This is a genomic window from Polaromonas sp. P1_F2, from assembly GCF_056405735.1.
In genome coordinates this window covers 376,621-403,587 of the sequence record NZ_JBFUBN010000002.1, presented here as the reverse complement: position 1 = coordinate 403,587, position 26,967 = coordinate 376,621, and the positions used below count along the sequence as shown (strand labels likewise).

The following is a 26,967-nucleotide window of genomic DNA, read 5'->3' as shown; positions in this document are numbered from 1 at the left end:
CCGCAGCATCACTGCAGGCCGAACTCGCCGCCGCGCTCAATCGCGCGCTGGTACGCAGGCCGGGCGTGGATGCGCGCCAGGAAATCCATCAGGCGCGGCCGGCTTTCATTGAGCCCGCCGCGCGCGGCGGCCGCTTCCAGCGGGAAGCTCATCTGGATGTCGGCGCCGCTGAAGTCGGCGCCGGCGAACCAGCCGCCCTGGGGCAGCGACATTTCCAGGAAGTCCAGGTGCTGGCGCAGCTGCGGCTCGATAAAGGTCTTCTTGACCTTGCCGGCAATCCCGCGGGCGATCGGCTTCACAAAAAACGGCATGGGCGAGTTCTCGATTTTGTCGAACACCAGCTTGAGCAAGAGCGGCGGCATGGCCGAACCTTCGGCGTAGTGCAGCCAGTAGGTGTAGCGCAGGTGCTCGGGCGTGCCGGCCACGGGGGCCAGCCGGCCGGCGCCGTAGCGCCCCACCAGGTAGTCGATGATGGCGCCCGATTCGGCCAGCGTGAGCTCGCCGTCGGTGATCACGGGCGACTTGCCCAGGGGGTGCACGGCCCGCAATGAGGGCGGGGCCAGCATGGTCTTGGGGTCGCGCTGGTAGCGCTGGATTTCGTAGGGCAAGCCCAGCTCTTCCATGAGCCAGAGAATGCGCTGCGAGCGGGAGTTGTTCAGGTGGTGCAGGGTGATCATGGGGATTCCGGAAAGGTAAGCGCCATGGTAGGCCATCACCGGCGGCCTTGAAGCCGCAGCCGCGACAGGGTCTCCATCGCGCACCGTGGCCGGTGGCTTTTGCACCCGATAGGGGCGAATGGGCACCAGAAGCAGGAATTTTGTACACAATCTCGCCGCCAATCGCATACAAAACCTGGCACAAGCCTTGCACTCAAGGCTGGCATGAACGCCCTTGCCAGCCCCACGCCCGCCGCCATTGAAGCCGTCGCGCTGACCAAGCGGTACGCGCCGCAGGACCGGCCGGCGGTGGACGGCATCAACCTGCGCATCGCCAGCGGCAGCTACTGCTGCCTTCTGGGGCCTTCGGGCTGCGGCAAAAGCACGACGCTGCGCATGATGGCGGGCCATGAGTCCGTCACCAGCGGGGACATCCTGCTGGACAACCGCAACATCACCAACCTGCCGGCCGCCGGCCGCGGCACGGCCATGATGTTCCAGAGCTTCGCGCTGTTCCCGCACCTGTCGGCGCTGGACAACGTGGCCTTCAGCCTCAAGATGAAAGGCGTGGACAAGGCGGCGCGGCGGCAACAGGCCGGCGACCTGCTGGAGCGGGTGGCGATGGGCCACTTGGCCGAACGCAAGCCGGCCGAGCTGTCGGGCGGGCAGCAGCAGCGCGTGGCGCTGGCGCGCGCGCTGATCACGCAGCCGCGCGTGCTGCTGCTGGACGAGCCGCTGTCGGCGCTGGACCCTTTTTTGCGCATCCAGATGCGCGCCGAGCTGCGCCGCTGGCAGAAAGAGCTGGGCCTGACTTTCATCCACGTCACGCATTCGCAGGAAGAAGCGATGGCGCTGGCCGACACCATGGTGGTGATGAACCACGGGCTGATCGAGCAGGTGGGTTCACCCCACGACGTCTACAACCGGCCCGCGAGCGAATTCGTCGCGCGTTTCATGGGCGGCCACAACGTGCTGGACACGCCGGCGGGCCGCATAGGCGTGCGCACCGACCACATGCAGATTACCCCGGCCGGCCAGGCGGCGCCCGACGCGGCGCACAACCGGCGGGCGGTGGTCACCGACGTCGAGTACCAGGGCACCTATGTGCTGCTGGGCCTGCAGAACCCCGGCGTGTCGCTGAGCGCCAGCAGCACGGCCGAGCTGTCGGTGATGGTGCCGGAAGCGGCGTTCGCGGCCCGGCCCTATGCGCCCGGCGACAGCGTGCAGCTGTCGTGGGCACCCGAGGCGGCGCACTCGCTGGCAGCCTGATCAATGACTGCGACCCGCCTTCATTTCTTGCCCCCTCGCCCTGAAGATCATTTTTCCTCAACCGCTTCACCAGGAGTTTTCACCATGTCCGACGCTCTTCCTGATCAACAAGCTCCCCAAGACATCGCCGCCGACACACCGGCAGGCGGCGTGGCCCGCCGTTCCCTGCTCAAGGGCACGGCCGGCATCCTGGCCACGGGCATGTTTCCCGCCGTGCATGCGCAGGAAAAAATCGTGCTGCGCTACCTGGGCACCGCGGTGAACCAGGACAAGGCGATTGCCGAAAAATTCAAGGCCGACACCGGCATCACCATCCAGTACGTGGCTGTCACCACCGACGACGTGACCAAGCGCGCCGTGACCGCGCCCAACAGCTTTGACCTGATAGACACCGAGTACTTCTCGCTCAAGAAGATCGTGCCCACCGGCAACCTCAAGGGCATAGACACGAAGAAGATCAAGAACGCCGACAAGATCACCTCGCTGTTCACCACCGGCACGGTGGCCGGCAAGGCCGTGGGCGACCAGGGCACGGCGCCCAAGAAGGTGATTTACCTCGAAGGCGAAAAGAGCAAGGTCTTCGCCAAGAGCCCAACGCAGTTCATGTCGCTGATTCCCACGGTGTACAACGCCGACACGCTGGGCATACGCCCCGACCTGATCAAGCGCCCCATCAGTTCCTGGGCCGAGCTGCTGAACCCCGAGTTCAAGGGCAAGGCCGCCATCCTGAACATCCCGTCCATCGGCATCATGGACGCGGCCATGGTGGTGGAGGCCAAAGGCATCTACAAATACCCGGACAAGGGCAACATGACGAAGAAGGAGATCGACCTGACGATCGCCACCCTGATCGAGGCCAAGAAGGCGGGCCAGTTCCGCGCGCTGTGGAAGGACTTCAACGAGTCGGTCAACCTGATGGCGTCGGGCGAGGTGGTGATCCAGTCCATGTGGAGCCCCGCCGTGACGGCCGTGCGCACCAAGGGCATCGCCTGCAACTTCCAGCCGCTCAAGGAAGGCTATCGCGCCTGGGCCGCCGGCTTCGGCCTGCCCGCCACGCTGTCGGGCAAGAAGCTGGACGGCGCTTATGAATTCATCAACTGGTTCCTCGACGGCTGGGCCGGCGCCTACCTGAACCGCCAGGGCTATTACAGCGCCGTGCTGGAAACCGCCAAGGCCAAGATGGAAGCCTATGAGTGGGCCTACTGGATGGAAGGCAAGCCCGCTTCGCAGGACATCAAGAGCCCCACCGGCGACGTGCTGGCCAAGGCCGGCGCGGTGCGCGACGGCGGCAGCTACGAAGCGCGCATGGGCGGGATTGCCTGCTGGAATGCGGTGATGGATGAGAACAATTACATGGTTCAGAAATGGAATGAGTTCGTAGCAGCCTGACCGCATTGCCTTCTTACTCCCTCTCCCTCTGGGAGAGGGTGGGGTGAGGGCCGGCGGCGCGCGCTGCTGCCCTCACCCTAACCCTCTCCCAGGGGGAGAGGGAACAAGAACAAGACCCAGCACATGAGCACACCTACCGCATCCTTGCCTTCACCCACGCGCGCACCGGGCCGCAGCCTTGCCGCCTGGTGGCAGGCGCTGCCTCTGACGGCGGTGTTTGTGCTGTTCTTCCTGGTCCCGCTGGCGCTGGTGCTGGCGGTGAGCTTCTGGGACTTCAATGAATACGAGTTGCTGCCGGGCTTCACGCTGAAGAACTACTTGGCCATCTTCGACGGCTGCGGCAACACCGCCGAGCTGTGCGTGACCTTCAAGACCTATTTGTCGACCTTCAAGTTCAGCTTCCTGGTCTGGCTGATCACGCTGGTGACGGGTTTCACGGTGTCCTACTTCCTGGCGTTTCACGTGCGCTCGCAAGGGGTGCAGACGCTGCTCTTCGTGCTGTGCACCATCCCGTTCTGGACGTCCAATGTGATCCGCATGATTTCGTGGGTGCCGCTGCTGGGCCGCAACGGCCTGGTCAACCAGAGCCTGACGGGCATGGGCGTGGTGAACCAGCCGGTGGAGTGGCTGCTGTTCTCGGACTTTTCGGTGGTGCTGGCCTTTGTGCACCTCTACACGATGTTCATGATCGTGCCCATCTTCAACTCGATGATGCGAATCGACCGCAGCCTGATCGAGGCGGCCAACGACAGCGGAGCCTCGGCCTGGCAGACGCTGTGGAACGTCATCGTGCCGCTGTCGCGCACCGGCATCATCATCGGCTCCATCTTTGTCATCACCATCGTGATGGGCGACTTCGTGACCATAGGCGTCATGGGTGGCCAGCAGATCGCCTCCATCGGCAAGGTCATCCAGGTGCAGACGTCCTACCTGCAGTTCCCGCTGGCGGCGGCCAATGCGGTGATCCTGCTGGCGCTGGTGCTGATGATCATCTGGGCCTTGACGCGGCTGGTCGACATCCGCAAAGAACTATGACCCCCACGCTTGTCACTTCGTGTACTACGCTGCCCCCCGAGGGGGCTGGCCTTGCTTGGGGCGGCCCGGCGCTGCGGCCCCTCCTGCGGAGGTTCTAAGCTATGTCCGATAAACGCTCTGCCGGTTTCTGGTTCCTCGCCGCATTCTTCGCGCTGTTCGTGCTCTTCCTTTACGGCCCGATGTTCGTCATCGTGCTGCTGAGCTTCCAGGGCCCGGAAGGCGGCTTGACCTTTCCGCTGCGCGGTGTCTCGCTGCACTGGTTCCACAAACTGGCCGAGGGGCTGGGCGTGGTGGACATAGGCGCGGCGCTCAAGCGCTCGTTGGGCCTGGGCCTGGCGGTGACGGCGTTCACGGTCGTGCTGTCGGTGCTGGCCGGCCTGGCCTTCCGCAAAAAGCTCGCGGGCGGCAACACCCTGTTTTTTGTGGTGGTGTCCAGCCTGATCATGCCGTCCATCATCGTGTCGCTGGGCATAGGCCTGGAGTTCCGCCTGCTGGACAACGGCATCAAGAAGGCGCTGGAGCTGTTCGGCATGTCCGGCGCGCTGGAAGACTACGGCACGGCGCTGGGCCTCTTTACCTCGGCGCTGGGTGCGCACCTGACCTGGACGCTGCCCTTCGGCCTGCTGATCATGTTCGCCGTGTTCAACCGCTTCAACCCGGCTTACGAGGAAGCCGCGCGCGACCTGGGCGCCACGCCGTGGCAGGGCTTTCGCCATGTGGTGCTGCCGCTGGTCGCGCCCTCGGTGGTGGGCATCGGCATGTTCGGCTTTACCCTGAGCTGGGACGAAATCGCCCGCACCTCGCAGGCCATCGGCGACGTCAACACGCTGCCGCTGGAACTGCAGGGCCTGACGACCACCGTCACCACGCCGTCCATCTATGCGCTGGGCACCGTCACCACCGTGGTGTCGCTGGGGGTCATGGCCCTGGCCATGGGCCTGGCCTGGTGGCTCGGCAGGCGGCAGAAAAAAGGACATCGATGACCCCCGCGAATACGGCAGCCCCCGCAACGCCCCTGACCGACAGCGAGATGTATGAGCGCGTGGTCTCGGCCATCCTGGACCACCGCCTGCCGCCGGGCACCAAACTGGGGGAAGACAAGCTGGCCGGCGCCTTCGGCGTGTCGCGCACGCGCATACGCCCGGTGCTGGTGCGCCTGGCCAATGAGCAGGTGGTCACCCTGATCCCCAATCGCGGCGCCACCGTGGCCCAGCCGACCGAACAGGAAGCGCGCGAGGTCTTCGAGGTCCGCCGGCTGATAGAGCCCACGCTGGTGGAGCTGTTCATCGCCAGGGCCAACGAGGCCGACATGCGGCAGCTCAAGCGCTGCATTGACGACGAGGAGGCCGCGCGGCTGGCCGGCGACATGCACCGCGCGATCCGGCTGTCGGGCGACTTCCACCTGCAGATCGCCGAGCGCGCCGGCCACCAGACGCTGGGCCGCATCCTGCGCGAACTGACCTCGCGCACCTCGCTGATCCTGATGACCTACAGCACAGGCCACAAGGACAGCCGTGATGAAGCCGCCGCCTGCGGCTGCCGCGAACACCGCGTGCTGCTGGATGCCATCCGCCTGCGCGACGCGCGGGAAGCGACGCGCCACATGCGCGAGCACCTGACGCGCCTGGAGTCGCAGCTGCAGTTCACGCCGCCGGCGGGCGAGGCGCCGGATCTGTCGGCGCTGTTCTCGGGAATGGTGTAGGGCGCGGCGGGCATGCGTAGGCTTTTGGTCATCAATCCGAATACTTCAGCGTCGGTCAGCGCATTGCTGCAAACCCATGTGCAGGCCGCCGCCGGGCTGCACGTGCAGGTCAGCACCGTCACCGCGCGTTTCGGCGCGCCCTATATTTCGGACGAAGCCAGTTACGCGGTGGCCGCGCATGCCACGCTGGACGCCTGGGCGGCTGCCCTGGCCGGCGCGAAGGAAGCGCCCGACGCGGTGCTGATAGGCTGCTTTGGCGACCCAGGGCTGCTGGCGCTGCGCGAAAGCAGCCCGGTGCCGGTCACCGGCCTGGCCGAGGCGGCCTTCATCGAGGCGGCGCGCCATGGCCGCTTTGCCATCGTCACCGGGGGCGAGCGCTGGGGGCCCATGCTGCAGCGGCTGGCCCAGGCTCTGGGCCATGCGCCTTCGCTGGCCGGCATCCACACCGTGGCGCCGACCGGCGCGCAGCTCGCCGCCGACCCGGCCGCCGCGCGCACCCTGCTGGCCCAGGCCTGCCGCGATGCGGTGCGCCAGCTGGGCGCGCAGGCGGTGATTCTGGGCGGCGCGGGCCTGGCCGGCATGGCCGCGGCCCTGCAGCCCGGGGTCGGCGTGCCGCTTATCGACAGCGTGCTGGCCGGCGCCCATTGGGCCCTGCGCAGCCATGCGCCGCCGCCGCAGCGCGGCACGCCGGGCTTTGACGTGCCCTGGGAAAACCTCTCGCCAGAGCTGACAGCCTTGGGCTTGTAGTAGCCCGGTGGTCGGAGGCACCACCAGGGATATGTGAGCGCGCACTGCAGCTGGCAGTCATAAAGCCTAAAATGTCGATGTGACCCCGCAAAACATCCTGAATGCCGACCTGCATTGCCACTCTGTGGTCTCGGACGGCACGCTGACACCCGAGGCGCTGGCCGAACGGGCCAAGGCCAACGGGGTGGAACTCTGGGCCCTGACCGACCATGACGAAATCGGCGGCCAGCAGCGCGCCGCGGCGGCCGCCAAGGCCCAGGGCATGCACTACCTGACGGGCACCGAGGTTTCCGTCACCTTCGCCGGGCAAACGGTGCACATCGTGGGCCTGGGTTTTGACGCCGAAAACCCCGACATCATGCAAGGCCTGCGCAACACGCGCGGCGGGCGCGAGCAGCGCGCGATGGAAATGTCGGACTCGCTGGCCAAGGCCGGCATCAAGGGTGCCTACGAGGGCGCGCTGAAGTTCGTCGGCAACCCCGAGCTGATCTCGCGCACGCACTTCGCGCGCTTCCTGGTCGAAAGCGGCGTGTGCCGCGAAACCAACGAAGTCTTCCGCAAATACCTGACCGAAGGCAAGCCCGGCTACGTGCCGCACCGCTGGGCCACGCTGCGCGACGCCGTGACCTGGATCACCCAGGCCCAGGGTGTCGCGGTGATCGCCCACCCGGGCCGCTACAAGTTCACCCCTAACGAGGAATACGCCTTGTTCACCGAGTTCAAGTCCCACGGCGGGCGCGGCGTGGAGGTGGTCACGGGCAGCCACACGCCCCAGGAATACCTCAAGTACGCCGAAACGGCCAAGGAATTCGGCTTGGCCGCCTCGCGCGGCAGCGACTTCCACAGCCCCGACGAAAGCCACACCGACCTGGGCACCCTGCCCTTCCTGCCGGGTGAACTGACACCGGTCTGGGAACTGCTGGCGGACCGCATCCAGTGATGGCCGGTTCCGCCAAAAACCACTACTCCCACGCCCCGACCGGCATTGCGCTCCTGGTGGGCGCGGTCGGCTGTTTCGCGGTGCTGGACACCACCACCAAGGTCATTTCCAACAGCGTGCCGCTGCTGATGGCGCTGTGGTTCCGTTATGCCTTCCAGGCAATAGCCACCACCCTGGCGGTGCTGCCTACGCGCGGCCTCTCGGTGCTGCGCACGGCGCACCCGAAGTTCCAGCTGCTGCGCGGCCTGCTGCTGCTGTTCACCAGCCTTTTTGCGTTCTTCAGCCTGAGGCACATGCCGGTGGGCGAGTTCACCGCCATCGTGATGATCACGCCGCTGGTCATCACGCTGCTGGCCTCGCTGACGCTGGGTGAGCGCGTGTCCTGGCTGCGCTGGACGCTGGTGGTGGGCGGCTTCGCGGGCACGATCATCATCATCCGGCCCGACGGCGACGACTTCAACTGGGCCATGCTGCTGCCGCTGGGGCTGGTGATCTGCAATGCCTGGTTCCAGATCCTGACCAGCCGGCTGGCGCGCACCGAAGACCCCTTGACCATGCATTTCTACACCGGCTGGGTGGGCACGCTGGCCGCCTCGCTGGCCCTGCCCTTTGTCTGGGCCTCGCTGGACTCCTGGACGCTGTGGGCCAGCCTGTGCCTCATGGGCCTGATGGGAACGGTCGGCCATTTCATGATGATCCTGGCTTATGGCCGCGCGCCGGTGTCCACGCTCACGCCTTTCATCTATGCGCAGATCGGCTTCGCCATGCTGGGCGGCTGGATCGCGTTTTCGCACGTGCCGGACCGCTGGTCCATGCTGGGCATGGCGATGATCGCCATCTGCGGCGCGGTGGGCGCCTGGCTGGCGGTGCGCCAGAGCCGCGTGCCGATCGAACCCGTCGAGTCTTGAATCCGCCGCTCTGAGAAGCATCTGACACCATGGCCCAGTTTTTTGAAGTCCACCCCGACAATCCGCACACCCGGCTGCTCAAGCAGGCGGTGGCGCTGCTGGAGCGTGGCGGCATCGCGGCCGTGCCGACCGATTCCAGCTATGCCCTGGTCTGCCACCTCGACGACAAGGCCGCGGCCGACAGCCTGCGCCGCATACGCGGGGTGGACGACAAGCACCACCTGACTTTGCTGTGCCGCGACTTGAGCGAGCTGGCCAATTACGCGCGCGTGGACAACAAACAGTTCCGCCTGCTGAAAGCCGCCACGCCCGGGCCCTACACCTTCATCCTCGAAGCCAGCAAGGAAGTGCCGCGCCGCGTGAGCCACCCTTCGCGCAAGACCATAGGCCTGCGCGTGCCCGAGCACAAGGTGCTGCAGGCGCTGCTCGAGCTGCATGGCGCGCCGCTGCTGGCCACCACGCTGATCCCGCGCGGCGGCGGCGAGCCGCTCAACGACGCGCACGAGATACGCGAATTGCTGGAGCATGAACTGGCCGCCGTGATAGACGCCGGCGCCTGCCACCAGGAAGCCACCACGGTGATAGACCTGACGCCCATGGGCGAAGGCGGCGAGCCCGTGGTGGTGCGGCAGGGCCGGGGCGACTTGGCCTTGCTGGGCCTTTAGCTCGCGGACTTCCCTTCAAGCAGGGGCCGCGGAACTGGCTTTGCCAGGCCGCAGGCGCAGCGGCCCCCGAGGGGCTGGAGCCCGCGGCTCCAAGCCTGCCTGCGCAGGCTTGGACGGGCGACAGGGGCGAAGCGTCTCGCGAGCCGCGGCCTGCAAGGCCTCGGGAGCTACACGAAGTGAGCGACCGTGGGGGTCATAATTCAGCATGGATATCGCCAACCTGATTCAGACCGTCGCCATTTACGCCTTGCCAGTGCTGTTCGCCATCACCATGTACGGCGTGGCCCGAAGCGAGGCCGCCCGTTATTTCGGCGACACCACCGCGGAAGAGATGGGGCGCATCAGCCTGAATCCCCTCCGGCACATCGACCCCATTGGCACCATCGCCGTGCCCTTGCTGCTGTACTTCGCAACCTCGGGGGCGCTTCTTTTTGGCTATGCGAAGGCCCTGCCCATGGATTTCAGCCGGCTACGCAACCCCAAGCGGGACCTGATCTGGGTGTCGCTGGCAGGCCCGATGTCCAACTTCGCCCAGGCCTTCCTCTGGGCATTCGGCCTGCTGACGATGGGAGCCCTGGGTGTGGAGGAGTTGTTCTTTCTCAAAATGGCGCAGGCGGGCGTCATGGTCAATCTCGCCATGTGGGCGTTTAACCTTTTCCCGCTGCCACCGCTTGATGGCGGCCGCATCCTCATCGGCCTGTTGCCCATGAAGCTGGCGCAATGGCTGTCGCGCGTCGAACCCTGGGGCTTTTTTGTGGTGTTGGGCCTGGCCGTCATTGGCATCGTGGGAACGGTCTGGCTGCGCCCGCTGATGACGGCCGGTTATGCCATCATCAGCCTGCTTCTGAGCCCCTTCATGTTCCTGCTTCGTTGAGGCTGGCGGCCTTCCTGCGATCCACCTCTATTCAACACCATGATGTCTTCCGACAAAACCACCCGCTTCCTAACCGGCATCACCACCACCGGCACGCCCCACCTGGGCAACTTCGTCGGCTCCATCCGGCCCTCGGTCCAGGCCAGCTTCCGTGCCGACGTGCGCAGCTTTTATTTCCTGGCCGACTACCACGCGCTGATCAAGTGCGACGAGCCCGCCCGCATCCAGCAGTCCACGCTGGAGATCGCCGCCAGCTGGCTGGCCGCCGGCCTGGACCCGGAGCGCGTGACCTTCTACCGCCAGTCCGACATTCCCGAGATCCCCGAGCTGACCTGGCTGCTGACCTGCGTCACCGGCAAGGGCGTGCTGAACCGTGCCCATGCCTACAAGGCCTCGGTCGACAAGAACGAGGCAGCCGGCAACGACCCGGACGCCGACGTCACCGCCGGGCTTTTCATGTACCCGGTGCTGATGGGCGCGGACATCCTGCTGTTCAAGACGCACAAGGTGCCGGTCGGGCGCGACCAGATCCAGCACATCGAGATGGCGCGCGACATGGCCCAGCGCTACAACCACCTCTACGGCGAGCACCTGGTGCTGCCCGAGGCGGTGATCGAGGAGTCGGTCGCCCTGCTGCCCGGCCTGGACGGGCGCAAGATGAGCAAGAGCTACGACAACACGATTCCGCTGTTCACGCCGCGCGAGCAGATGCGCAAGCTGATCGCCGGCATCGTCACCGATTCGCGCGCGCCCGGCGAACCCAAGGACGTCGAGGGCTCGGCGCTGTTCCAGATCTACCAGGCCTTCGCCAGCGCCGAGGAAACCGAAGCGTTACGCAAGGCTTACGCCGAAGGCATCGCCTGGGGCGACGCCAAGCAATTGCTGTTCGAGCGCATAGACCGCGAAGTCGCGCCCATGCGCGAGCGCTACCACGCCCTGATGGCCGACCCCGGCAAGATCGAAGCCATCCTGCAGGCCGGCGCGCAAAAGGCCCGTGCCGAGGCCACGCCCTTCATGGCCGAGCTGCGGCGCGCCGTGGGCCTTCGCAACCTTGGCACCCTCCCGGCCGCGCCCGGCAAAGCCAAGGCGGCCAAAAGCGCCACGCCGGCCTTCAAGCAGTACCGCGAAAAGGACGGCCTGTTTTATTTCAAGCTGCAGGACGCCGAGGCCCGGGTGCTGCTGCAAAGCCGCGGCTTTGAAGCGCCGCGGGACGCCGCGCAGATGATTGCCGCGTTGCAGCAAGACGGCCAGGCGGCCCTGGCGGGGCTGCTGGCGCAGGGACAAGTCCAGGCTTTGCCGGGCGTCAGCGACACCGACGTGGCGGCGGCCTTGCGGTTTTTTGCGGAGTCGGCGGCTTCCTAGGAACGGTCCACGGCCCGGGCCTTGTTGTTTTTTTGGATCAGCGTTCTGAAAAAATACCGCAATTGCCCGTTTATTTATGCCCCAAAGTTGACACACAGCAGTTATGCTCGATGGCTAATAGGACCAATACTTTAGACCTGATTAATGAGTATTTTTGTAATAGATGACCACCCGCTCATGCGCGAAGCGGTTGTTATGTTGATCCGCCGCCTGAGCAGCAAGGCCACCGTGACCGAGCTGGACCGGCTCGCCGCCGTCATGCCCGCCGTGCAGGAACAGGGCATTCCCGAACTGATCTGCCTGGACTTGCGCCTGCCCGACACCAATGGTGTTTCCGGCGTGCGCGAGCTCAAGCAGCAATTCCCCGGCGTGCCCCTGGTGGTTCTGTCGGCCGCGCCGGCCCAGGACTACGAGGATCTCTCGATCGAAGCGGGTGCGGACGCCTACATCCAGAAGTCCGCAGGCGCCACCGAGATCTCCAACGTGCTGCGCGTCTTCCTCAGCGAAGACCTGGACCCGGAACCCTCCACCCCGACCGAAAAGCTCTCCAAGCGGCAAAAGCAGCTGCTCGTGATGCTGGACAAGGGCATGAGCAACCGCGACATCGCTGAAGAACTGCAGATCAGTGAGCACACAGTGAAGGTTCATTTGTGGCGCTTGTTCCGGCGCCTCAACGTCAAGAGCCGGTCGCAGGCTAGCCACCTGGCTCGCACACAGGGATTGCTCTAATCAGTCTCCGGGCCGCCTGCGGCCTGGTCGATCGGTTAACTTGGCTTAGGCCTGCTGGCCGGGGGTTGCCCGGCGGCAAGTAACTTTCTTTTGCTTCGCCAAAAGAAAGTCACCAAAGAAAAGGCGACCCGCAGTCTGGGTCCCTACGCTTCGCTACGGGCAACCTGCGGTGCTCGAGCCAAGCGGGGTCCGGCTAAACTCGCTTCGCTCAGACAACGCCGGCCCTGATCCGCTTGTCTCTGCGCTCCTCGGCCCAGCCAGGACGGGGCAATCGGGAGCGGGAGCGGAGACAACATACAAAGAATCAAACCAAGACAAACAAGGACTCGCCACGGCGAGTCCTTGTTTCTTCTGTATTGGTATTCCCTCCCCACCCCTTGTGGATGCGCCGAGGAGCGCAGGTCCAGACGGATCAGGGATCGCGTTGTTTGAGCGAAGCGAGTTTAGCGAGACCCCGCCTGAACCGAGCACCGCAGGTTGCCCGCAGCGAAGCGGAGGGACGCAGCAACCAGGGTCGCCTTTTCTTTTGCTTACTTTTCTTTTGGCGAAGCAAAAGAAAAGTGAGTAGCCGCCGGGCTACCCCCGGCCAGCAGAACTCAGCAGAGGGCGCGCAGGCACTAACCCCTCAACTCCACCCAAAAAACACTTCCCCTCCCAGCCCGGGAAGCCAACCCCACAGGATGGCCCAAGGCCTCACTGAGCCGCGAAACAATGGCCAACCCCAACCCAAAGCCCTCCTCCGTCCCCTGCAAGGGAATGCGATAGAACTCCTGGAAGATCGCCTGCTGGTGCTCAGCTGCGATGCCTACACCGGTGTCCCAGATCTCGATGCGGGGCACGCCGCCCCGTCGGCGTACCGCCATCAGCACACCACCGCGGTGTGTGTTGCGCAGCGCGTTGGACAGCAGGTTGCCGACCAGCCGCTGCAGCAGCACCGGGTCTGACCTGACCTTGCCCGGCGCCGCGCGTATCCTGAGGCGCAGGCCGCGCTCGCGGGCAAAAGGCGCGTACTGCGCCTCGAGGTCCTGCAGCAGCCCCGCCAGTTCCACCTCCTGCAGGTTGACCCTGAGTGGATCGGTTTCCAGCCCGGCCAGGTCGAACAGAGAATTGAACAGATCCGTGACGGCCTTGGTGGAACGCACGATCTTGGGCGTAATCTGCTCGACGAATTCGGGCTCCGCGGCCAGCCAGCCGGCGTACAGGTCCAGCGCATGCACGGGCTGGCGCAGGTCGTGGGCGGCGCTGGCGATGAAGCGGTTCTTGATTTCCACGGCCTCCAGGGCCGCCCGGCTCTGCTCGGTCAGCGACTTGATCAGGGAGGAGTTGTCGTACTGCAGTTCGAGGTTGACGCGCTGCACCTCGTGAAAGCGCTGGCCCGAGATGCGGATCACGGCCCAGTAGATCAGCACCAGCGCCAGCATGCCGTAGGTGTTGAAGGTGGAAGGCAACCCGCGCTCCATCATCAGATCGTAGAGCAGCGCGGCCACGACCGAGATGCCCAGGCCGTTCACATAACCCCTGAAGCAGGGCAGCCAGGACGAAAACGTGCCCACCGCGAAGCCGGCCATGCCCACCAGCACCACCATGCACAGAAACTGGTCGTACACGGGCGCGCGCAGGAAATAGACGAACATGGACGCGCCCCAGACCAGGGCGCTGGCCGACCAGGTCCAGCCGTAGCGCGCCATGAAGGCACGCAGGCGCGGGCCGCTGACGCCCGCCAGGCTGCGGTGGTAGATGCCGACGACGCCATAGCGGACCACGGTCACGGCCACCGCCACCGCCGCCCAGAGGCCCAGGGCCAGCGTGTCCACATGGTGGTAGAGAACAGCCACCATGACCACGATCAACACCAGCGCCGAATGCAGGGCTGGCCGCGCATAGCGCATGAGGGTGTGGATCAGCCGCATCTCCACCCACTCCTCGCGCGAGAGGTCGGCGACGCTACGGATCAGCCGTGTCGTTGAGGGGGAGTCCATGGGCCGAGTTTAGGGCCTGTCGGCCGGCTCCGCCCGCTGCCCGAACCTGCCCGCACCTGCCGGCGCGCGGCGCGGCAAAGACGCAACAGCACGCGCGGCGCGCAGCCGTCTTCCATGCAGGGAGGATCAGTTGAAGGTCACGCCGGCCCAGCGCACCCGGCCCAGCACCGCGAAGTCGCGGTCGGCCGACTCGTGGCCCTGGATGTCGAACGGCTCGTAGGTCGGGTTGTAGCTGCTGACCCGCAGGATTTTTCCCGGCAGGCGCTGCAGTTTTTTCATCAGCAACGCACCGTCCAGGCGTATCAGGTGCACGCCTTCGGTCAGCGCATCGCGGTCGCGCAGGTCGGCCAGCACCGCATCCTTGGCATGCAGCCACGGCTCCATGGCCGTGCCCACCACGCCGAACATCGCCAGGTCGTCGTGCGCGATGCCCAGGTCGTAGCGGATGAACTGCGCGTCGAAGGGCCGCATGGCCAGCACCGAGTCGGCGTCGGTGAAGGCGGCGCCCTCAGCCTGTTCGCGCAGGTCGAAGAGCGGCACGTAGATCAATTCATCGGCCTGCACCGCGCGCACGCCGTGCGGCACCGCGGTGGAGCGGGGTGCATCCTGCCCCTCACCGCCCAGCAGCTGCGTCGGCGTGGTGTTGTATTCGCGGGCCAGCACCTCGAGCTCGAACGCGTCTGGCAGGCTGTCGCCGCGCTCCACGTTCCAGATGGTGTTTCGGTGCACGCCCACCGCCGCGGCCACATCGTTGATCTCGCGGGCGCCGCGCGCGGCCCGGCAGCGCTGGCCGAACTGCTGCATGAACACCGTCCGCGCCTCGGTGCGCACGGTTTTCACCTCGGCCTTGTCCGCAGCCGCCGCGGCATGGTAGCGATACCAGGCCACCGGCTCGTCGGCCTTGACGGGCGATACGGAAGCGAACGGATACGGCTGGTGGGGGTCCTGTACGGTCGGGGCCGTCTCTTTTGTGCTCATGAACACTATTTTGTGTCAATGAACACAGAAGCGCAAACGGGAATCCCAGCCCTCTACGAAATTTGCATAGAAATATAAGCAACACTCATAACCATGGGCATAAACAGGCTTGACTTCAGTGCTTTCAAGCTCAGAATAGTGGACATGAGCACAAATAAAGCAACAATCTCACAGGAAGATATGCACCCCGCCGACGTCATTGCTGCCTTGCGCAAGCGGGGCACCAGCCTTCGTAAAATCGCCCAGGCATACGGCTACAGCCATATCCAGCGCGTGCTCGTCAGCCCCTGGCTGGCGGCCGAGCAAATGGTGGCCGCAGCCCTGGACACCACGCCCGAGACCCTGTGGCCCTCGCGCTACCAGAATCCCGAGGCGCGCGCCCTGGCTTTTCGGCAAACCCGCAAGCTGGCCGTGACCATGCCGGTCGCGCCGGGCCGCGGCCGGTCCCGCAGGCCTTGAAACCGCACGACATCCGATGCTGCTGTCAGCCAAGGACATCACGCTGCGCATTTACCTGCGCACCCATGACAACGAGGTGGTTCTGGTGGAACTGGGACGTGAAGACCTCGAAAAAGCCGCCATGGACAAGGCCAACTTCAGCGAGGAGCAGCTTCATCCCGTGAAGCTGCTGCATTTCGACCTGGCCTAGACATGGCCGGGTCGGCAAGGGCTCAGAGCACCCCGGGCCCCGAATCCTCTTCGGAATGGTCTATGTATTTGATCTGCATGCCGGCGCGCGACAGCTCTGCGATGCGCGATGCGACGCGCTTGTAGAACTGGCCCGCGTCCGAGACGGGGCCTATGGTCTGGTTAAAGGTCATGTCCTGACCCGCTTCCTTGAGGATGTATTCACCCGATGGCTGGAGCTTCACTTTAAGCAGTGCGAGCATTTTTCTTCCTTGGCGGCTCCGGTTCACCTCGCCGTTGCGAGGATGCCAGTGCCTATACAGCCACTTTAGACCTTGAGCCCCGGCAAGCCGTGTAGGAAAACATCTTCATTGGCCCATCTGATACACACAATAGAGAGAAGGCAAGGAGAAAGCTGGTACTTAAGACCTATTGAGAGCACAAGCCGGCAGTTGCGGCGAGCTCGTTTCCTTATTGCAGGGAGCCGAACCCGGTCGGCCCCCGGTCCAGCGGATCCACCACCACCTCATAGATCTCGTTGATGCGCCAGACCGGGCTTTCATACGCGGCCTGGCCTTGCACCTTGACGAGAAAAGAGCTGCAGCGCTCCGCGGCTTCCAGCGTCAGTTCGCAGGAAAAATCGATCTGCCCGGTGTCCGTCGAGATCGCGCTGATGAGTTCATGGGCCGCCAGCGAAAGCCGCTCCTGGCTGCCCCGCGGCAGCAATTGCTCCACCTCATAGGTCCGCATCACGATGGCCGCGATGCGCTCTATCAGCTCATCAACCACCGAGTTGGGATTGGAAACCATCAAGGGATGCATTTTCGGCATTCTCCTACAAGGCCCGAAGAACCGGGAAGCTATATTCAAAGCGCGGCTTGTCATGAGCCGCTCCCTCCCTTGCTGGCCCTGCCAGCTTCCACGCCCGGTTTGTCCCGGGCTTTTTTTTGGCCGCCTGGAGCGCGCAGAGAGCCAAACCGCCAGGCACAAAAAACCGGGCCTCGGCCCGGTTCCCGGCGACCGCCCTCCCAGGGGCGCGGCCCGAACCTCACTCAGCCTTGATGCCCGCCGTCTTGATGGTTTTAGCCCAGAAGGCCGTTTCTTTTTTGACCAGGGCGTCCAGCGCGGCGGGCGGCTGGTAGCGCAGTTCGACGCCGGCGCCGTCGGCGCGAGTTTTGGTTTCGGGCAATTCAAGGGCGGCCTTGATCTGGCCGCTGAGTTTGCTCACCACGTCGGCCGGTGTTCCCGCGGGGGCGAAGATACCGACCCAGGCTTCCAGTTCGAAGCCCTTCAGGCCGGCTTCGGTGGCGGTCGGCACGGCGGGCAGGCTGGGGTGGCGGGTTTTGCCAGCTACGGCCAGGCCCTTGAGCTTGCCGGTCTGCACATGGCCCATCACCGAAGGCGGCGTGGTGATGAAGACCTGCACCTGGCCCGACAGCACGTCCTGCAGCGCCGGACCGGAGCCGCGGTAGGGAATGTGCACCATGCTGGTCTGCGTCTGCAGCTTGAACATCTCGGTGCCGATGTGCGAGAGCGAGCCGTTGCCCTGGCTCGCATAACTGAGCTTGCCGGGATTGGCCTTGAGGTAAGTGATGAACTCGCCCAGGTTGTTCACCGGGATGGACGGGTGGACCGTGATCACGTTGGTGGCCACCGTGATCAGCGCGACCGGCACGAAATCCTTTTGCGCCCACGGCAGCTTGGGCGTGAGGGCGGGATTGCCGACGTGGTAGGCCGAGTAGGAATTGAGCAGCGTGTAGCCGTCGGGGTTGGCGCGCGCCACATACTGGTAGGCCACGTTGCCGCTACCGCCGCCGCGGTTGTCTACCACTACCGCCTGGCTGGTGACCTTGGCCAGCGAGTCCGAGAGGATGCGTGCCGAGGCGTCGACAAAGCCGCCCGGCGGGTTGGGCACCACCAGCGTGATGGGCTTGCTGGGATAGGCCTGGGCCCATGCGGCGCCGCTCACAAGGCCCGCGAGCAGCGTGGCACTGGTGACGGCAAGCAGCCGGCGAAGGGTGGATGTTGGGGGAAAAGCGTTCATGGTCAGCCTCCTTGTTGTGATAATTGGATATCGACGAATAGCGATGAATGGTGAATGACTAACGGCCAGTCACTCACAATAATTAATAGCGGCCCGACAGCAGCGTACCGGCATTCGGCGCACGCCGCTCCAGTCCCAGGCTTTTCAGCAGCGCGTAGGTGGTGCAGACCGCGCTGGACACCACGGGCAGGCCGCTGGCCGCCTCGATCAGCGGCACCGAGGCCAGCGAGGGCATCTGCACGCAGGCCGAGGCCACGATGGCGTCGGCGCCTTTGACGTTGAGCTGCTTCCACAACTCGGCCGGCGCCTTGGGGTCGCGCGCGCCCACGGCCAGGTTGTCGTGGATTTCGAGCGAAACGCTGTCTATCACTTCAATGCCTTCGTTCTCGATGTAGTCGATCACCATGCGTGTCAGCGGTTTCATATAGGGCGCGATGATGGACACGCGCTTGGCGCCCAGGGCCTGCAGCCCCTCGACCAAAGCGCCGGCGCTGGTGATGACCGGCGCGGGCAGGCCGTTGGCCACCGTGACCTCATGCAGGCGGCGCTGCGACTCGCGGTGGTAGCCCAGGCCCATGCTCATGATGGCAACCAGGCAGGCGTAGCCCATGGCATCCACGCGCGCATCCGACAGCTCCAGCGCACAGCGGTCGGAGTCGCGGTCCATCGCCGCCAGTTCCTCGCGCGTCACCGACTTCATGCGCATGCGGCTGGAATGAAAAGTGAAACGCTCGGGTAGCACCTGCTCGCGCGCGCGCAGCATGGCCGGGATCTCGGTTTCCATGGTGGTGTTGGAGCTGGGCACGATCAGCCCGACCCGGTAGTTGCGGTAGTTGTCTGGCGCCTGGCCTTCAGCGGCTTGCATGGGTGTGTGTTTCCTGGTGACGGTTCAGGCCCCGATTCTTCGCGCTCTTATCCATACAAACAAATACATAATCAGGATAGATCAATACTGAAACCAGATAGATCGCCACTCACCATAAAGGCCCCCCGTGGAACTGCGCCAGATCCGTTACTTCGCCGTGCTCGCGGAAGAACTGAGCTTTACCCGCGCAGCCCATCGCCTGCATGTGTCGCAGCCACCCTTGAGTTTCCAGATCGCCGCCCTGGAAGCCGAGCTCGGGGCCAGGCTGTTTCACCGCACCAGCCGCAGCGTGGTGCTCAGCGAGGCCGGCAAGGCTTTCTTGCCCCATGCGCAGGCCGTGCTGGCGCGGCTGGAGGAAGCACGCAGCCACGTGACCCGCGTCGCCAGCGGCCTGCAGGGACGCGTGCAGGTGGGGCTGGCCGGCTCGCATTTTCTCGGGCCCTTTCCCCAGTTCATCCAGCAGTTCCGCTTGCAGCGGCCGGCCGTCGAGCTCGTGCTGCACGAAATGAAACCGTCCGACCATTTGCAGGCCCTGCGCGACGGGCGGCTGGACCTCTGCGTCTCGCGCAACCCGCTCAAGGACAGCCAGCTCAGCGCCGCGCTGCTGTGGCGCGACCCGGTGGTCGTGGCCCTGCCGCCCGGCCACAGGCTGGCCCAACGCCGCCCGCTCCGCCTTGCCGATCTGCGCGACGAGGATTTTGTTTTTTTGCGGCTGGACTCCTCGCCTTTTGCCGCGCGCCTTTTCGAAGCCTGCCTGTGGGCAGGCTTTGCGCCGAAGATCGCGCAGCAGGTCGTCGAGGTGCCGGCAGCACTGAACCTCGTGGCCGCCGGCCTCGGCGTGGCGCTGGTGCCCGCGTCCATGGCGCAACTCAGGGCCGACGCCGTCGGCATTTGCCGGCTTGGACCCGCAACGCGGACCGGGGCCAAAGGATCGCAGGCCAAGGCGCCCGAGATCAACGGCGATGTGTATGCGCTCTGGCGCACCGACGACGCCGCGCCGGCGGTGGCGGAGTTCATCAAGCTGCTGGTGGACTGGGCCGGTAGTCTGCCGCCATGGGTGGGGCGCTGAGGGGCGCTGCCAACTTCAGTGCACGGTTTGTGCCGGGCTTTTTTGGCTGCGGAAGCGATGCGTGAGAGCGTGCCGGAAGACGCGGAGCCGATGCCACCGGGCATTGCCGCGACGTCCTGCAACAATAGGCCATGATCCGAAAAACATCCCCCGCCTGGACCTGGTTGCTCGCTGTAACGCTTTTGTTTCCACTGTTTATCCAGCTCTCCCACGGCATTTATCGGGACCTGGACCCGATTTACGATTCGCGCGGAATCCTGGGGTCGCTACCCTTGCCGATTTCCATCGCGGCCTGCCTGCTGGGCATCTTTGCGCATGCGCGCCGCTTTGGACCGGCCAGGCCGGCGATGATCTTCATAGCCTCCTTCATGGCCGCCATCGCCGTGTCTTTCGCCTTCGCGGGAGAGGCGCCGGATGGCAAAACGGCAAAGCTCCTGTACGCCGCGCAGACCCTGCTGCCCACCATGGGCTTCATGCTCGGGCTGCTTCTGGGCGCGCAGCGCGAAGCGATTGCGAAAGCATTTCTTTGGGTGCTGCTGGTGCTTTTGCCCCTGCAACTGCTTGCCGGCTGGGTTCAAGGCGGCTTGATGCTTACGAACTACTTATATGCATTCAGCATTTACCAGCACATCCAGTTTGTGCCCATCGTTCTTGCCGTGGCATTCGGCTTCGTCATGGTGCACCAGTGGGACAGGCAAAAGGCCCTCATGCGCGTCCTGGCGGCCATCACGGGAATGTATGTACTCGCCAGCGGCTCCTTCCTGGCCATTGGCCTTTACGCGGGATTCATGCTGCTGTTTTTCGGCACGGCGATCTTGAAGCGCTCCCACGGCCATGCGACAGGCCTTCTATCGGTGGCGGCCGGCATTGCGGCGGCGGTATTCCTGGGCAGCCTGTACTACGGCCACGTCAAGGGAGACACGGACAGGTTCGGCAACGCCAATGCCTATGTGCAAAAGTTCCGTGACGTGGCCGAGGGGAAACTGCCGGGCAACATGGCCCAGCGCCTCGATGACTGGAAGCTGTACGGCGGCTGGATAGCGCAGAGCCCACGCACCTTGCTGTTCGGCCATACGAAGCCGCCTTCACGGGAAGTCATCACCAGTGCGCACAACTGGTATCTCGACCTCGTCTACAACTTTGGCCTGATCGGGCTGCTGCCCGTGGTGGCACTGATAGGCTTTACCGTGCGCAAGGTCTGGCAACAGCGGCAATCCCTGCCCGCTGAAATCTGGTGGTTGGCGGGCCTGACGGCCTTCATGGTGCTGGTCGACAGCAATTTCAAAGTAACACTCAGGCAACCCTATCCCGGCATATTCGCCTATTTCCTGTGGGGCTTGCTGGTTGCGCATTTGCAGGGCGCCGGCGACCAACCTGAAGCAGACAACGCCCCCAGCCCCAAAGTCAAAGGCGCGTAAAAGCCGGGCTTCGGACACCGGGGTTGAACAAGCCGGATCCAGAGGGCCGCACCGGCGCCTGTCCACATCAGCACGATCAGGAATGCGCCGACCCGGCTGCCCGGGATATTTTTATCTCTTATTTCCCTGACGAGTGATGGACTGCTATGTCCAGAAGAGTGTTTTCAGCACTGAAGTCGAAGCTGAGCTGATGCCGCCAAGGGGCAAGGAAGATCACGTTGTCCACCAATCGAAAATACTTGTCCTGCGGACTATCCACCACTGCTTCAAATTCGCGCGTTGCGCCATCTCGAACGTGGGAGGTGTACTTGCCGCCGCCCATCCAGACCTGATGTGCTTCGTATATCCGGATCGATTGAATTTCATTTTTGGGAAAAATTTTTTCCTTGGGTGTTCCAGGCGGATAGACGGAAAGCAACGCCAACCGTATTTTTCCGGACGATAGATTTGGCTGTTCGTTGAACCTGTTCGCGGATCCCAAAAAGACCGCGACGTCTCGCTCATAAGCTGTCAGGTCCACCCCGGCGCGGCGCTTGAAGTACTCAACCCCGCTCTCCGGCGTTGCAGTCGCGCAAGCGGTGACGCCCAGCAGACAGCCAAGGCACATTGCGAGAGACAGGAGACGGCAGGCGTGAGCAGTGTTCATCGCATCAGCAGCCTGCGTAGTTCTTGCGGCCGCTCTTGGTAATCGTGTACGTCCCGCCGCGCGGGCCGACATGGCAAGTAGGCCCGCCGCCCTTTGCCGGGGCGACTGGTGCCGCGGCCGGCGGCGTTGGAGTTGTCGGCGCCACCGCAGCCGTTTTCTTGCCGCCGTGGCAATGGTAATCACCAGTCTTGCGGTTCGTGTGACACCCCTGCGCATCCGTGCCGCCAGAGTGAGCGGCAGCCAACCCGCATGCCGATAGCAGCGCGAGCGCGCAGAACAGTTTCATAGACATCCCAGCCTTTGCCGCAGATGGTGACAGGTGGGCCCGCTAAGCGCCTCCTCTAATTGGAGGAAGTCTGCAATGAGCCGACATACCAGCCTTGCGCATGCAGGAAAGCCATCAGACGATGGCTACAACCGGGGTTGAACAAGCCAGACCCAGAGGGCCGCCCCGGCTGCTATCCAAACCAGCACGATCAAGAATGCACCGGCCCGGCTGCTCGGCTTGGCCCCCTGCGTCTTCATCCACTCATCGGCCTGCTTGCGGCAATCGGCGGCGACCTCGGGCGGCAAGAGCCTGATGGCCAGCCAGATCAGTGCAGGGAGCAGCAGGACATCGTCTACGTAGCCCAGCACCGGGATGAAGTCCGGAATGAGGTCGATGGGACTGAGCGCGTAGGCCACCACAAAGACGCCAAGCGCCTTCGCATACCAGGGCGTTGCCGGGTGCCTGCCGGCAAACCAGAGCGTCACCGCGTCGCGCTTGATGCGCTTCGCCCAACTCTTGAGTTTGTCGCCGACGGCCATGCCCACAAGCATGCCACAGCGCTTGGGTGATGCCTTTTACGGGATTCCGCGTTAAGTTCGGGAAAGGCTGTTTGGTTTGGCAGCGAAACTCAGGCGTCAATAGAGCGGCCGGCAACGAAAAAGCCCCGGCTAGCGGGGCTTTCAAGGCATTTCTCAGATCAACCTGGATTTCTCTGGATGCAATTTTGGCGGAGAGGGTGGGATTCGAACCCACGGTACCTTGCGGTACGCCTGATTTCGAGTCAGGTACATTCGGCCACTCTGCCACCTCTCCAATGTGGAATGGGGATTCTAACAGCTGTGGACGGCCTACTTTCCGGCCGGAGCCAAGACCTTAATGCCACCCATATAAGGCTGCAGCACTTCCGGCACGGTGACGGAACCGTCGGCGAGCTGGTAGTTCTCGAGCACGGCGACCAGGGTTCGGCCTACGGCGAGGCCTGAGCCGTTGAGGGTGTGGACGAATTCGTTCTTGCCCTGGGCGTTCTTGAAACGGGCCTGCAGGCGGCGCGCCTGGAAGGCTTCGCAGTTGGAGACCGAGCTGATCTCGCGGTAGGTGTTCTGCGCGGGCAGCCAGACTTCGAGGTCGTAGGTCTTGGCGGCGCCGAAGCCCATGTCGCCGGTGCACAGCAGCATGACGCGGTACGGCAAGCCCAGCTTTTGCAAAATCACCTCGGCGTGGCCGGTCATGGCTTCCAGCGCTTCGTAGCTTTTGTCGGGGTGGGTGATTTGCACCATCTCGACCTTGTCGAACTGGTGCTGGCGGATCATGCCGCGCGTGTCGCGGCCGTAGCTGCCGGCTTCCGAGCGGAAGCAGGGCGTGTGGGCGGTGAACTGCAGCGGCAGGTCGGACTCGGCGACGATCTCGTCGCGCACGAAGTTGGTCAGCGGCACTTCCGAGGTGGGGATCAGGTACAGGGCGGTGCTTTCGGCTTCGGCCGCGCCCTCTTGCCCGCCCTTTTTCGCGGCGAACAGGTCTTCCTCGAACTTGGGCAGCTGGCCGGTGCCGCGCAGCGAATCGCCGTTGACGATGTAGGGCGTGTAGCACTCGGTGTAGCCGTGCTCCTGGGTCTGCACGTCGAGCATGAACTGCGCGAGCGCGCGGTGCAGGCGCGCCAGCGGGCCCTTCATGACGGTAAAACGCGAGCCGGTCAGCTTGGTGCCGAGTTCGAAGTCCAGGCCCAGGGGCTGGCCGACGTCGACGTGGTCTTTCACTTCGAAGGCAAAGGCCGCGGGCTCACCGCCGGGGCCTTCAATCGGGCTCCATTTGCGCACTTCGACGTTGCCGGCCTCGCCGATGCCCTGGGGCACGCTCTCGTGCGGCAGGTTGGGCACGGCCAGCAACAGGGACTGCATGTCGGCCTGGATCTGCTCCAGCCGGGTAGCCGAGGTTTCGAGTTCGGCCTTGGAAGCGCTGACCTGCGCCATCACGGCGCTGGCGTCTTCACCTTTGGATTTGAGCTGGCCGATCTGCTTGGACAGCGTGTTGCGCTGGTTCTGCAGCTCCTCGGTGCGGATCTGCAGGGCCTTGCGCTCGGCCTCCAGGCCCTGGAAGGCCTCCACGTTGAGGAAGGCTTGCGGGGTTTTGCGGGTTTCCAGCCGGGCGATGGCCGACGGCAGGTCTTTGCGGAGCAGGTTGATGTCTAGCATGGGGCCATTGTATTTTGTACAGCTGCGGCGGACAGGGCCCGTTCGGCTCAGTTCAGGCTGGCCGGGTCCAGGTTGGCGCCGCAGAGGATGAGGCAGACTTTTTCGTCGGCGCGCGGGCGGTAGCGGCCGCTTTGCAGCGCGGCCAGCGGCAGGGCCGCGGCGGGCTCGACGGCCAGCTTGAGCTCTTTCCAGAGCCAGAGCTGCGCCGCGCGTATGGATTCGTCGGTCAGCAGCAGCGCGTCGCGCACATGGGCTTGCGTGACTTCCCAGGAAAGGCTGCCTATGCGTTTGGCACCCAGCGAATCGGCGGCGATGCCGCTGACGGCCACGTCCACCGGTTCACCGGCCTCGCGGGCCTTGTACAGGGTGGGCGCGAGCTCGGGCTCCAGCGCCACCACGCGGCTGCGCTGTTCAAACCAGCCGGCCACGCCGCCTATCAGGCCGCCGCCGCCCACGCTGACCAGCACCGAGTCGGGCACGCCGCCCTGCTGCTCGATCTCCGCGGCCAGGGTGCCGGCGCCGGCCAGCACTTCAGGCTGGTCGTAGGCATGGGTCAGCAGCGCACCGGTTTCCTGCTGGCGGGCCAGGCAGGCCTTGAGCGCATCGGCATAGGCCGCGCCCGTCACCACGACCTCGGCGCCCAGCGCGGCCAGCTTGGCGCGTTTGGCGGGGGTGGAGACCTCGGGCACAAACACCTCGCAGCGCACGCCCAGTTCACGAGCCGCGGCCGCGGTGGCGATGCCGGCATTGCCGCCCGAGGCGACGATCACGCCGCTGGCGGGGATGGGGTTGGACAGCAGGCGATTCAGCATGCCGCGCGCCTTGAAGCTGCCGCCTGTCTGCAGGTGCTCGAGCTTGAGCCAGACTTCGGCGCATTCCACGCCCAGCGCCTTGCCGGGCAATTGCCACAACGGGGTCTGGTGGATGAAATGGCCGTAGCCGGCCTTGAAGGTGCGCAGGCAGCGCTCGATGTTGTCGCGATCGGTCATGAAGGAAGGGAATCAGGTGAGTTGGTGAAGCTGGCTGTCGTTGATTTCGAGCACATGGCCCTGCGCGTCGAGCTTCAGGCCCTTGGGCAGCGGGAACTTGATGGTTTCCTCGATGCCGTCCATCTTGCGCACCGACACCGCGCCCAGCGCCTTGATGCGGTCTATCACCTGCTTGACGAGGATCTCGGGCGCCGAGGCGCCGGCCGTCAGGCCGACCCGGCCCTTGCCCTCGAACCACGACTCTTTGAGCTCGCTGGCGTCGTCGACCATATAGGCCTCGGTGCCCAGCTTGGCGGCGAGTTCGCGCAGGCGGTTGCTGTTGGAACTGGTCGGGCTGCCGACCACGATCAGGATGTCGACCTGCGGGCTCAGCACCTTGACGGCGTCCTGCCGGTTCTGCGTGGCGTAGCAGATGTCCTGCTGCTTGGGCTCGCGCACCTGTGGAAAGCGCTGCTTCACGGCGGCGCTGATCTCGGCCGCGTCGTCCACGCTCAGCGTGGTCTGCGTGACCACCGCCAGGCGCTCCGTCTGGCCGGGGCTGATGCGCCAGACGTCGGCCACGTCTTCCACCAGGTGGATGCCGCTGTCGAGCTGGCCCATGGTGCCTTCGACTTCGGGGTGGCCCTTGTGGCCGATCATGATGAATTCGTAACCCTCTTTGTGCAGCTTGGCGACTTCGACATGCACCTTGGTCACCAGCGGGCAGGTGGCGTCGAAGATCTGGAAGCCGCGGCGCTCGGCCTCTTTCTGGATGGCCTGGCTCACGCCATGGGCGCTGAACACCAGCGTGGCGCCGGGCGGCACGTCGTCGAGTTCTTCAATGAAGATCGCGCCCTTTTGCTTGAGGTCGTTGACGACGTAGGTGTTGTGCACGATCTCGTGGCGCACGTAAATCGGGGCTCCGAACTTGGTCAGGGCGCGCTCGACGATCTCGATCGCGCGGTCGACGCCGGCGCAAAAACCGCGCGGCTCGGCGAGCAGGATTTCCTGGGGGAGTTGCCTGGGTTCAGTCATAGGACACCAATCACTTGCACTTCAAACACCACGGGCTGGCCGGCCAGCGGGTGGTTGAAGTCGAACTGCACCGCGTCGCCGCCGGGTTTGACCTGTTGCACCGCGCCGGCGTACTGGCCCATGCCGTCGGGCGTGGGGAACTGCACCACATCGCCGACCTTGTACTGCTCGTCCGGGTCGCCCAGCTCATTGAGCAGCTTGCGCGCCACCCACTGCACGAGTTCGGGGTTGCGCTCGCCAAAGGCCTCGCCGGCCGGCAGCTCGAACGTGGCGCGAGCGCCCTCGGGCAGGCCCAGCAGGCGCTGCTCGATGGCCGGTGACAATTCGCCCGTGCCCAGGCTCAGCGTGGCAGGCTTGCCCTCAAAGGTGTTGATGATGTCGGCGCCCGGTTTCCCGTTCACGGACGGCCCGGCCATGCGATAGTGCAGGGTCAGGAAAGAGCCCGGCTGGACCAAAGGAGGGGCGGAGAGTTCCACGGTGGTGGGCATAAGACGGGGGCTTTCGGGGCCGGCCGGAACGGCGGGCCGGTGTTTGTAAACTGCCTCTATTGTAGAAAGGACGGCCCGGCCGGGCCAAACCCGGTTTTTTGGCCTTTTTTGCGGGAG

The 26,967-nt window shown here is 64.8% G+C and carries 30 protein-coding genes and 1 tRNA gene; 16 read left to right on the top strand and 15 right to left on the bottom strand.

Annotated features, from left to right (window positions below; all coding sequences use genetic code 11):
- Positions 1-8: 8 nt before the first annotated feature.
- Positions 9-677, bottom strand: coding sequence for a glutathione S-transferase (locus AC1D0O_RS05800; RefSeq protein ID WP_477652585.1), 669 nt, complete (start codon positions 675-677; stop codon positions 9-11).
- A 204-nt stretch (positions 678-881) separates the two neighbouring features.
- Here AC1D0O_RS05800 and AC1D0O_RS05795 point away from each other — a divergent pair, with 204 nt between their 5' ends.
- The 12 genes from AC1D0O_RS05795 (at position 882) to AC1D0O_RS05740 (ending at position 12,276) form a co-directional block, all read left to right on the top strand.
- Positions 882-1,925, top strand: a complete 1,044-nt coding sequence (locus AC1D0O_RS05795) for an ABC transporter ATP-binding protein (RefSeq protein ID WP_477652584.1) — start codon at positions 882-884, stop codon at positions 1,923-1,925.
- 84 nt (positions 1,926-2,009) lie between these two features.
- A complete protein-coding gene (locus tag AC1D0O_RS05790; protein WP_477652583.1) occupies positions 2,010-3,314 on the top strand; it encodes an ABC transporter substrate-binding protein in 1,305 nt (434 codons plus the stop codon).
- A 123-nt stretch (positions 3,315-3,437) separates the two neighbouring features.
- Positions 3,438-4,349: an ABC transporter permease gene (locus AC1D0O_RS05785; protein ID WP_477652582.1), complete on the top strand. Its 912-nt coding sequence runs from the start codon at positions 3,438-3,440 to the stop codon at positions 4,347-4,349.
- Between the two features lie 101 nt (positions 4,350-4,450).
- Positions 4,451-5,332: an ABC transporter permease gene (locus AC1D0O_RS05780; RefSeq protein ID WP_477652581.1), complete on the top strand. Its 882-nt coding sequence runs from the start codon at positions 4,451-4,453 to the stop codon at positions 5,330-5,332.
- Positions 5,329-6,051, top strand: a complete 723-nt coding sequence (locus AC1D0O_RS05775; protein WP_477652580.1) for a GntR family transcriptional regulator — start codon at positions 5,329-5,331, stop codon at positions 6,049-6,051. Before AC1D0O_RS05780 ends, AC1D0O_RS05775 begins: the two co-directional genes overlap by 4 nt.
- Before the next feature lie 12 nt (positions 6,052-6,063).
- Positions 6,064-6,798, top strand: a complete 735-nt coding sequence (locus AC1D0O_RS05770; RefSeq protein ID WP_477652579.1) for an aspartate/glutamate racemase family protein — start codon at positions 6,064-6,066, stop codon at positions 6,796-6,798.
- A gap of 79 nt (positions 6,799-6,877) precedes the next feature.
- Complete coding sequence (locus AC1D0O_RS05765) at positions 6,878-7,738, top strand: 3',5'-nucleoside bisphosphate phosphatase (protein ID WP_477652578.1); 861 nt, start codon at positions 6,878-6,880, stop codon at positions 7,736-7,738.
- Entirely contained in the window at positions 7,738-8,646 is a 909-nt protein-coding gene (locus AC1D0O_RS05760) for a DMT family transporter (protein WP_477652811.1), read from the top strand. Before AC1D0O_RS05765 ends, AC1D0O_RS05760 begins: the two co-directional genes overlap by 1 nt.
- A gap of 29 nt (positions 8,647-8,675) precedes the next feature.
- A complete protein-coding gene (locus AC1D0O_RS05755) occupies positions 8,676-9,311 on the top strand; it encodes an L-threonylcarbamoyladenylate synthase (protein WP_477652577.1) in 636 nt (211 codons plus the stop codon).
- Between the two features lie 205 nt (positions 9,312-9,516).
- A complete protein-coding gene (locus AC1D0O_RS05750) occupies positions 9,517-10,185 on the top strand; it encodes a site-2 protease family protein (protein WP_477652576.1) in 669 nt (222 codons plus the stop codon).
- A 42-nt stretch (positions 10,186-10,227) separates the two neighbouring features.
- Positions 10,228-11,547 carry a tryptophan--tRNA ligase gene (locus AC1D0O_RS05745; protein ID WP_477652810.1) on the top strand — a complete coding sequence of 440 codons (1,320 nt, stop codon included), beginning with the start codon at positions 10,228-10,230 and terminating at the stop codon, positions 11,545-11,547.
- Positions 11,548-11,691: 144 nt separating this feature from the next.
- Positions 11,692-12,276, top strand: coding sequence for a response regulator transcription factor (locus AC1D0O_RS05740; protein WP_436157339.1), 585 nt, complete (start codon positions 11,692-11,694; stop codon positions 12,274-12,276).
- 617 nt (positions 12,277-12,893) lie between these two features.
- Here AC1D0O_RS05740 and AC1D0O_RS05735 read toward each other — a convergent pair.
- Positions 12,894-14,255, bottom strand: a complete 1,362-nt coding sequence (locus AC1D0O_RS05735; RefSeq protein ID WP_477652575.1) for a sensor histidine kinase — start codon at positions 14,253-14,255, stop codon at positions 12,894-12,896.
- A 126-nt stretch (positions 14,256-14,381) separates the two neighbouring features.
- The gene (locus tag AC1D0O_RS05730; RefSeq protein ID WP_477652574.1) at positions 14,382-15,233 is read right to left on the bottom strand and encodes an XRE family transcriptional regulator; all 852 of its coding nucleotides are present in this window, start codon (positions 15,231-15,233) and stop codon (positions 14,382-14,384) included.
- 144 nt (positions 15,234-15,377) lie between these two features.
- On the opposite strand from AC1D0O_RS05730, the gene AC1D0O_RS05725 reads away from it, so the two are divergent.
- Together AC1D0O_RS05725 and AC1D0O_RS05720 are read left to right on the top strand one after the other, a co-directional pair.
- Positions 15,378-15,692, top strand: coding sequence for a helix-turn-helix domain-containing protein (locus AC1D0O_RS05725; protein WP_477652573.1), 315 nt, complete (start codon positions 15,378-15,380; stop codon positions 15,690-15,692).
- Positions 15,693-15,708: 16 nt separating this feature from the next.
- Entirely contained in the window at positions 15,709-15,882 is a 174-nt protein-coding gene (locus AC1D0O_RS05720; RefSeq protein ID WP_477652572.1) for a hypothetical protein, read from the top strand.
- 22 nt (positions 15,883-15,904) lie between these two features.
- On the opposite strand, the gene AC1D0O_RS05715 is transcribed toward AC1D0O_RS05720, so the two are convergent.
- The 4 genes from AC1D0O_RS05715 to AC1D0O_RS05700 form a co-directional block, all read right to left on the bottom strand.
- On the bottom strand, positions 15,905-16,123 hold the full coding sequence (locus AC1D0O_RS05715; protein ID WP_477652571.1) for a hypothetical protein: 219 nt from the start codon (positions 16,121-16,123) through the stop codon (positions 15,905-15,907).
- Between the two features lie 208 nt (positions 16,124-16,331).
- Entirely contained in the window at positions 16,332-16,682 is a 351-nt protein-coding gene (locus tag AC1D0O_RS05710) for a hypothetical protein (protein WP_477652570.1), read from the bottom strand.
- Positions 16,683-16,908: 226 nt separating this feature from the next.
- Positions 16,909-17,904 (bottom strand): Bug family tripartite tricarboxylate transporter substrate binding protein, encoded by a 996-nt coding sequence (locus tag AC1D0O_RS05705; protein WP_477652569.1) that lies wholly within the window; start codon positions 17,902-17,904, stop codon positions 16,909-16,911.
- A gap of 82 nt (positions 17,905-17,986) precedes the next feature.
- Positions 17,987-18,769, bottom strand: a complete 783-nt coding sequence (locus tag AC1D0O_RS05700) for a maleate cis-trans isomerase family protein (RefSeq protein ID WP_477652568.1) — start codon at positions 18,767-18,769, stop codon at positions 17,987-17,989.
- 127 nt (positions 18,770-18,896) lie between these two features.
- Between AC1D0O_RS05700 and AC1D0O_RS05695 the strand changes: the two genes are divergently transcribed.
- Together AC1D0O_RS05695 and AC1D0O_RS05690 are read left to right on the top strand one after the other, a co-directional pair.
- Positions 18,897-19,838 (top strand): LysR substrate-binding domain-containing protein, encoded by a 942-nt coding sequence (locus AC1D0O_RS05695; protein ID WP_477652567.1) that lies wholly within the window; start codon positions 18,897-18,899, stop codon positions 19,836-19,838.
- Positions 19,839-20,020: 182 nt separating this feature from the next.
- Complete coding sequence (locus AC1D0O_RS05690; protein WP_477652566.1) at positions 20,021-21,256, top strand: O-antigen ligase family protein; 1,236 nt, start codon at positions 20,021-20,023, stop codon at positions 21,254-21,256.
- Positions 21,257-21,374: 118 nt separating this feature from the next.
- On the opposite strand, the gene AC1D0O_RS05685 is transcribed toward AC1D0O_RS05690, so the two are convergent.
- The 8 genes from AC1D0O_RS05685 to AC1D0O_RS05650 all read right to left on the bottom strand — a co-directional run bounded on the left by AC1D0O_RS05685 (position 21,375) and on the right by AC1D0O_RS05650 (position 26,850).
- Positions 21,375-21,902: a hypothetical protein gene (locus AC1D0O_RS05685; RefSeq protein ID WP_477652565.1), complete on the bottom strand. Its 528-nt coding sequence runs from the start codon at positions 21,900-21,902 to the stop codon at positions 21,375-21,377.
- Positions 21,903-21,906: 4 nt separating this feature from the next.
- On the bottom strand, positions 21,907-22,188 hold the full coding sequence (locus AC1D0O_RS05680) for a YHYH domain-containing protein (protein WP_477652564.1): 282 nt from the start codon (positions 22,186-22,188) through the stop codon (positions 21,907-21,909).
- Between the two features lie 125 nt (positions 22,189-22,313).
- Complete coding sequence (locus AC1D0O_RS05675) at positions 22,314-22,709, bottom strand: YkvA family protein (RefSeq protein WP_477652563.1); 396 nt, start codon at positions 22,707-22,709, stop codon at positions 22,314-22,316.
- Between the two features lie 186 nt (positions 22,710-22,895).
- A tRNA-Ser gene (locus AC1D0O_RS05670) sits at positions 22,896-22,983 on the bottom strand.
- Positions 22,984-23,018: 35 nt separating this feature from the next.
- The gene (gene serS / locus AC1D0O_RS05665) at positions 23,019-24,359 is read right to left on the bottom strand and encodes a serine--tRNA ligase (RefSeq protein WP_477652562.1); all 1,341 of its coding nucleotides are present in this window, start codon (positions 24,357-24,359) and stop codon (positions 23,019-23,021) included.
- Between the two features lie 47 nt (positions 24,360-24,406).
- On the bottom strand, positions 24,407-25,348 hold the full coding sequence (locus tag AC1D0O_RS05660) for a threonine/serine dehydratase (protein ID WP_477652561.1): 942 nt from the start codon (positions 25,346-25,348) through the stop codon (positions 24,407-24,409).
- A 12-nt stretch (positions 25,349-25,360) separates the two neighbouring features.
- Positions 25,361-26,362 carry a 4-hydroxy-3-methylbut-2-enyl diphosphate reductase gene (gene ispH / locus AC1D0O_RS05655; protein WP_477652560.1) on the bottom strand — a complete coding sequence of 334 codons (1,002 nt, stop codon included), beginning with the start codon at positions 26,360-26,362 and terminating at the stop codon, positions 25,361-25,363.
- Positions 26,359-26,850 (bottom strand): FKBP-type peptidyl-prolyl cis-trans isomerase, encoded by a 492-nt coding sequence (locus AC1D0O_RS05650; RefSeq protein ID WP_477652559.1) that lies wholly within the window; start codon positions 26,848-26,850, stop codon positions 26,359-26,361. Before AC1D0O_RS05650 ends, ispH begins: the two co-directional genes overlap by 4 nt.
- Between the last annotated feature and the right edge of the window lie 117 nt (positions 26,851-26,967).

Excerpts from the sequence above, each read along its gene's own strand:
- AC1D0O_RS05680 (WP_477652564.1), bottom strand. The coding sequence starts at position 22,188 with ATGAAACTGTTCTGCGCGCTCGCGCTGCTATCGGCATGCGGGTTGGCT.
- AC1D0O_RS05660 (WP_477652561.1), bottom strand. The coding sequence starts at position 25,348 with ATGACCGATCGCGACAACATCGAGCGCTGCCTGCGCACCTTCAAGGCC.
- AC1D0O_RS05720 (WP_477652572.1), top strand. The coding sequence starts at position 15,709 with ATGCTGCTGTCAGCCAAGGACATCACGCTGCGCATTTACCTGCGCACC.
- AC1D0O_RS05775 (WP_477652580.1), top strand. The coding sequence starts at position 5,329 with ATGACCCCCGCGAATACGGCAGCCCCCGCAACGCCCCTGACCGACAGC.
- AC1D0O_RS05780 (WP_477652581.1), top strand. The coding sequence starts at position 4,451 with ATGTCCGATAAACGCTCTGCCGGTTTCTGGTTCCTCGCCGCATTCTTC.
- AC1D0O_RS05755 (WP_477652577.1), top strand. The coding sequence starts at position 8,676 with ATGGCCCAGTTTTTTGAAGTCCACCCCGACAATCCGCACACCCGGCTG.
- AC1D0O_RS05745 (WP_477652810.1), top strand. The coding sequence starts at position 10,228 with ATGTCTTCCGACAAAACCACCCGCTTCCTAACCGGCATCACCACCACC.
- AC1D0O_RS05800 (WP_477652585.1), bottom strand. The coding sequence starts at position 677 with ATGATCACCCTGCACCACCTGAACAACTCCCGCTCGCAGCGCATTCTC.
- AC1D0O_RS05685 (WP_477652565.1), bottom strand. The coding sequence starts at position 21,902 with ATGAACACTGCTCACGCCTGCCGTCTCCTGTCTCTCGCAATGTGCCTT.
- AC1D0O_RS05795 (WP_477652584.1), top strand. The coding sequence starts at position 882 with ATGAACGCCCTTGCCAGCCCCACGCCCGCCGCCATTGAAGCCGTCGCG.
- serS (WP_477652562.1), bottom strand. The coding sequence starts at position 24,359 with ATGCTAGACATCAACCTGCTCCGCAAAGACCTGCCGTCGGCCATCGCC.
- AC1D0O_RS05730 (WP_477652574.1), bottom strand. The coding sequence starts at position 15,233 with ATGAGCACAAAAGAGACGGCCCCGACCGTACAGGACCCCCACCAGCCG.
- AC1D0O_RS05675 (WP_477652563.1), bottom strand. The coding sequence starts at position 22,709 with ATGGCCGTCGGCGACAAACTCAAGAGTTGGGCGAAGCGCATCAAGCGC.
- AC1D0O_RS05715 (WP_477652571.1), bottom strand. The coding sequence starts at position 16,123 with ATGCTCGCACTGCTTAAAGTGAAGCTCCAGCCATCGGGTGAATACATC.
- AC1D0O_RS05790 (WP_477652583.1), top strand. The coding sequence starts at position 2,010 with ATGTCCGACGCTCTTCCTGATCAACAAGCTCCCCAAGACATCGCCGCC.
- AC1D0O_RS05725 (WP_477652573.1), top strand. The coding sequence starts at position 15,378 with ATGAGCACAAATAAAGCAACAATCTCACAGGAAGATATGCACCCCGCC.
- AC1D0O_RS05700 (WP_477652568.1), bottom strand. The coding sequence starts at position 18,769 with ATGCAAGCCGCTGAAGGCCAGGCGCCAGACAACTACCGCAACTACCGG.
- AC1D0O_RS05785 (WP_477652582.1), top strand. The coding sequence starts at position 3,438 with ATGAGCACACCTACCGCATCCTTGCCTTCACCCACGCGCGCACCGGGC.
- ispH (WP_477652560.1), bottom strand. The coding sequence starts at position 26,362 with ATGACTGAACCCAGGCAACTCCCCCAGGAAATCCTGCTCGCCGAGCCG.
- AC1D0O_RS05710 (WP_477652570.1), bottom strand. The coding sequence starts at position 16,682 with ATGCATCCCTTGATGGTTTCCAATCCCAACTCGGTGGTTGATGAGCTG.
- AC1D0O_RS05770 (WP_477652579.1), top strand. The coding sequence starts at position 6,064 with ATGCGTAGGCTTTTGGTCATCAATCCGAATACTTCAGCGTCGGTCAGC.
- AC1D0O_RS05650 (WP_477652559.1), bottom strand. The coding sequence starts at position 26,850 with ATGCCCACCACCGTGGAACTCTCCGCCCCTCCTTTGGTCCAGCCGGGC.
- AC1D0O_RS05735 (WP_477652575.1), bottom strand. The coding sequence starts at position 14,255 with ATGGACTCCCCCTCAACGACACGGCTGATCCGTAGCGTCGCCGACCTC.
- AC1D0O_RS05750 (WP_477652576.1), top strand. The coding sequence starts at position 9,517 with ATGGATATCGCCAACCTGATTCAGACCGTCGCCATTTACGCCTTGCCA.
- AC1D0O_RS05740 (WP_436157339.1), top strand. The coding sequence starts at position 11,692 with ATGAGTATTTTTGTAATAGATGACCACCCGCTCATGCGCGAAGCGGTT.
- AC1D0O_RS05760 (WP_477652811.1), top strand. The coding sequence starts at position 7,738 with ATGGCCGGTTCCGCCAAAAACCACTACTCCCACGCCCCGACCGGCATT.
- AC1D0O_RS05705 (WP_477652569.1), bottom strand. The coding sequence starts at position 17,904 with ATGAACGCTTTTCCCCCAACATCCACCCTTCGCCGGCTGCTTGCCGTC.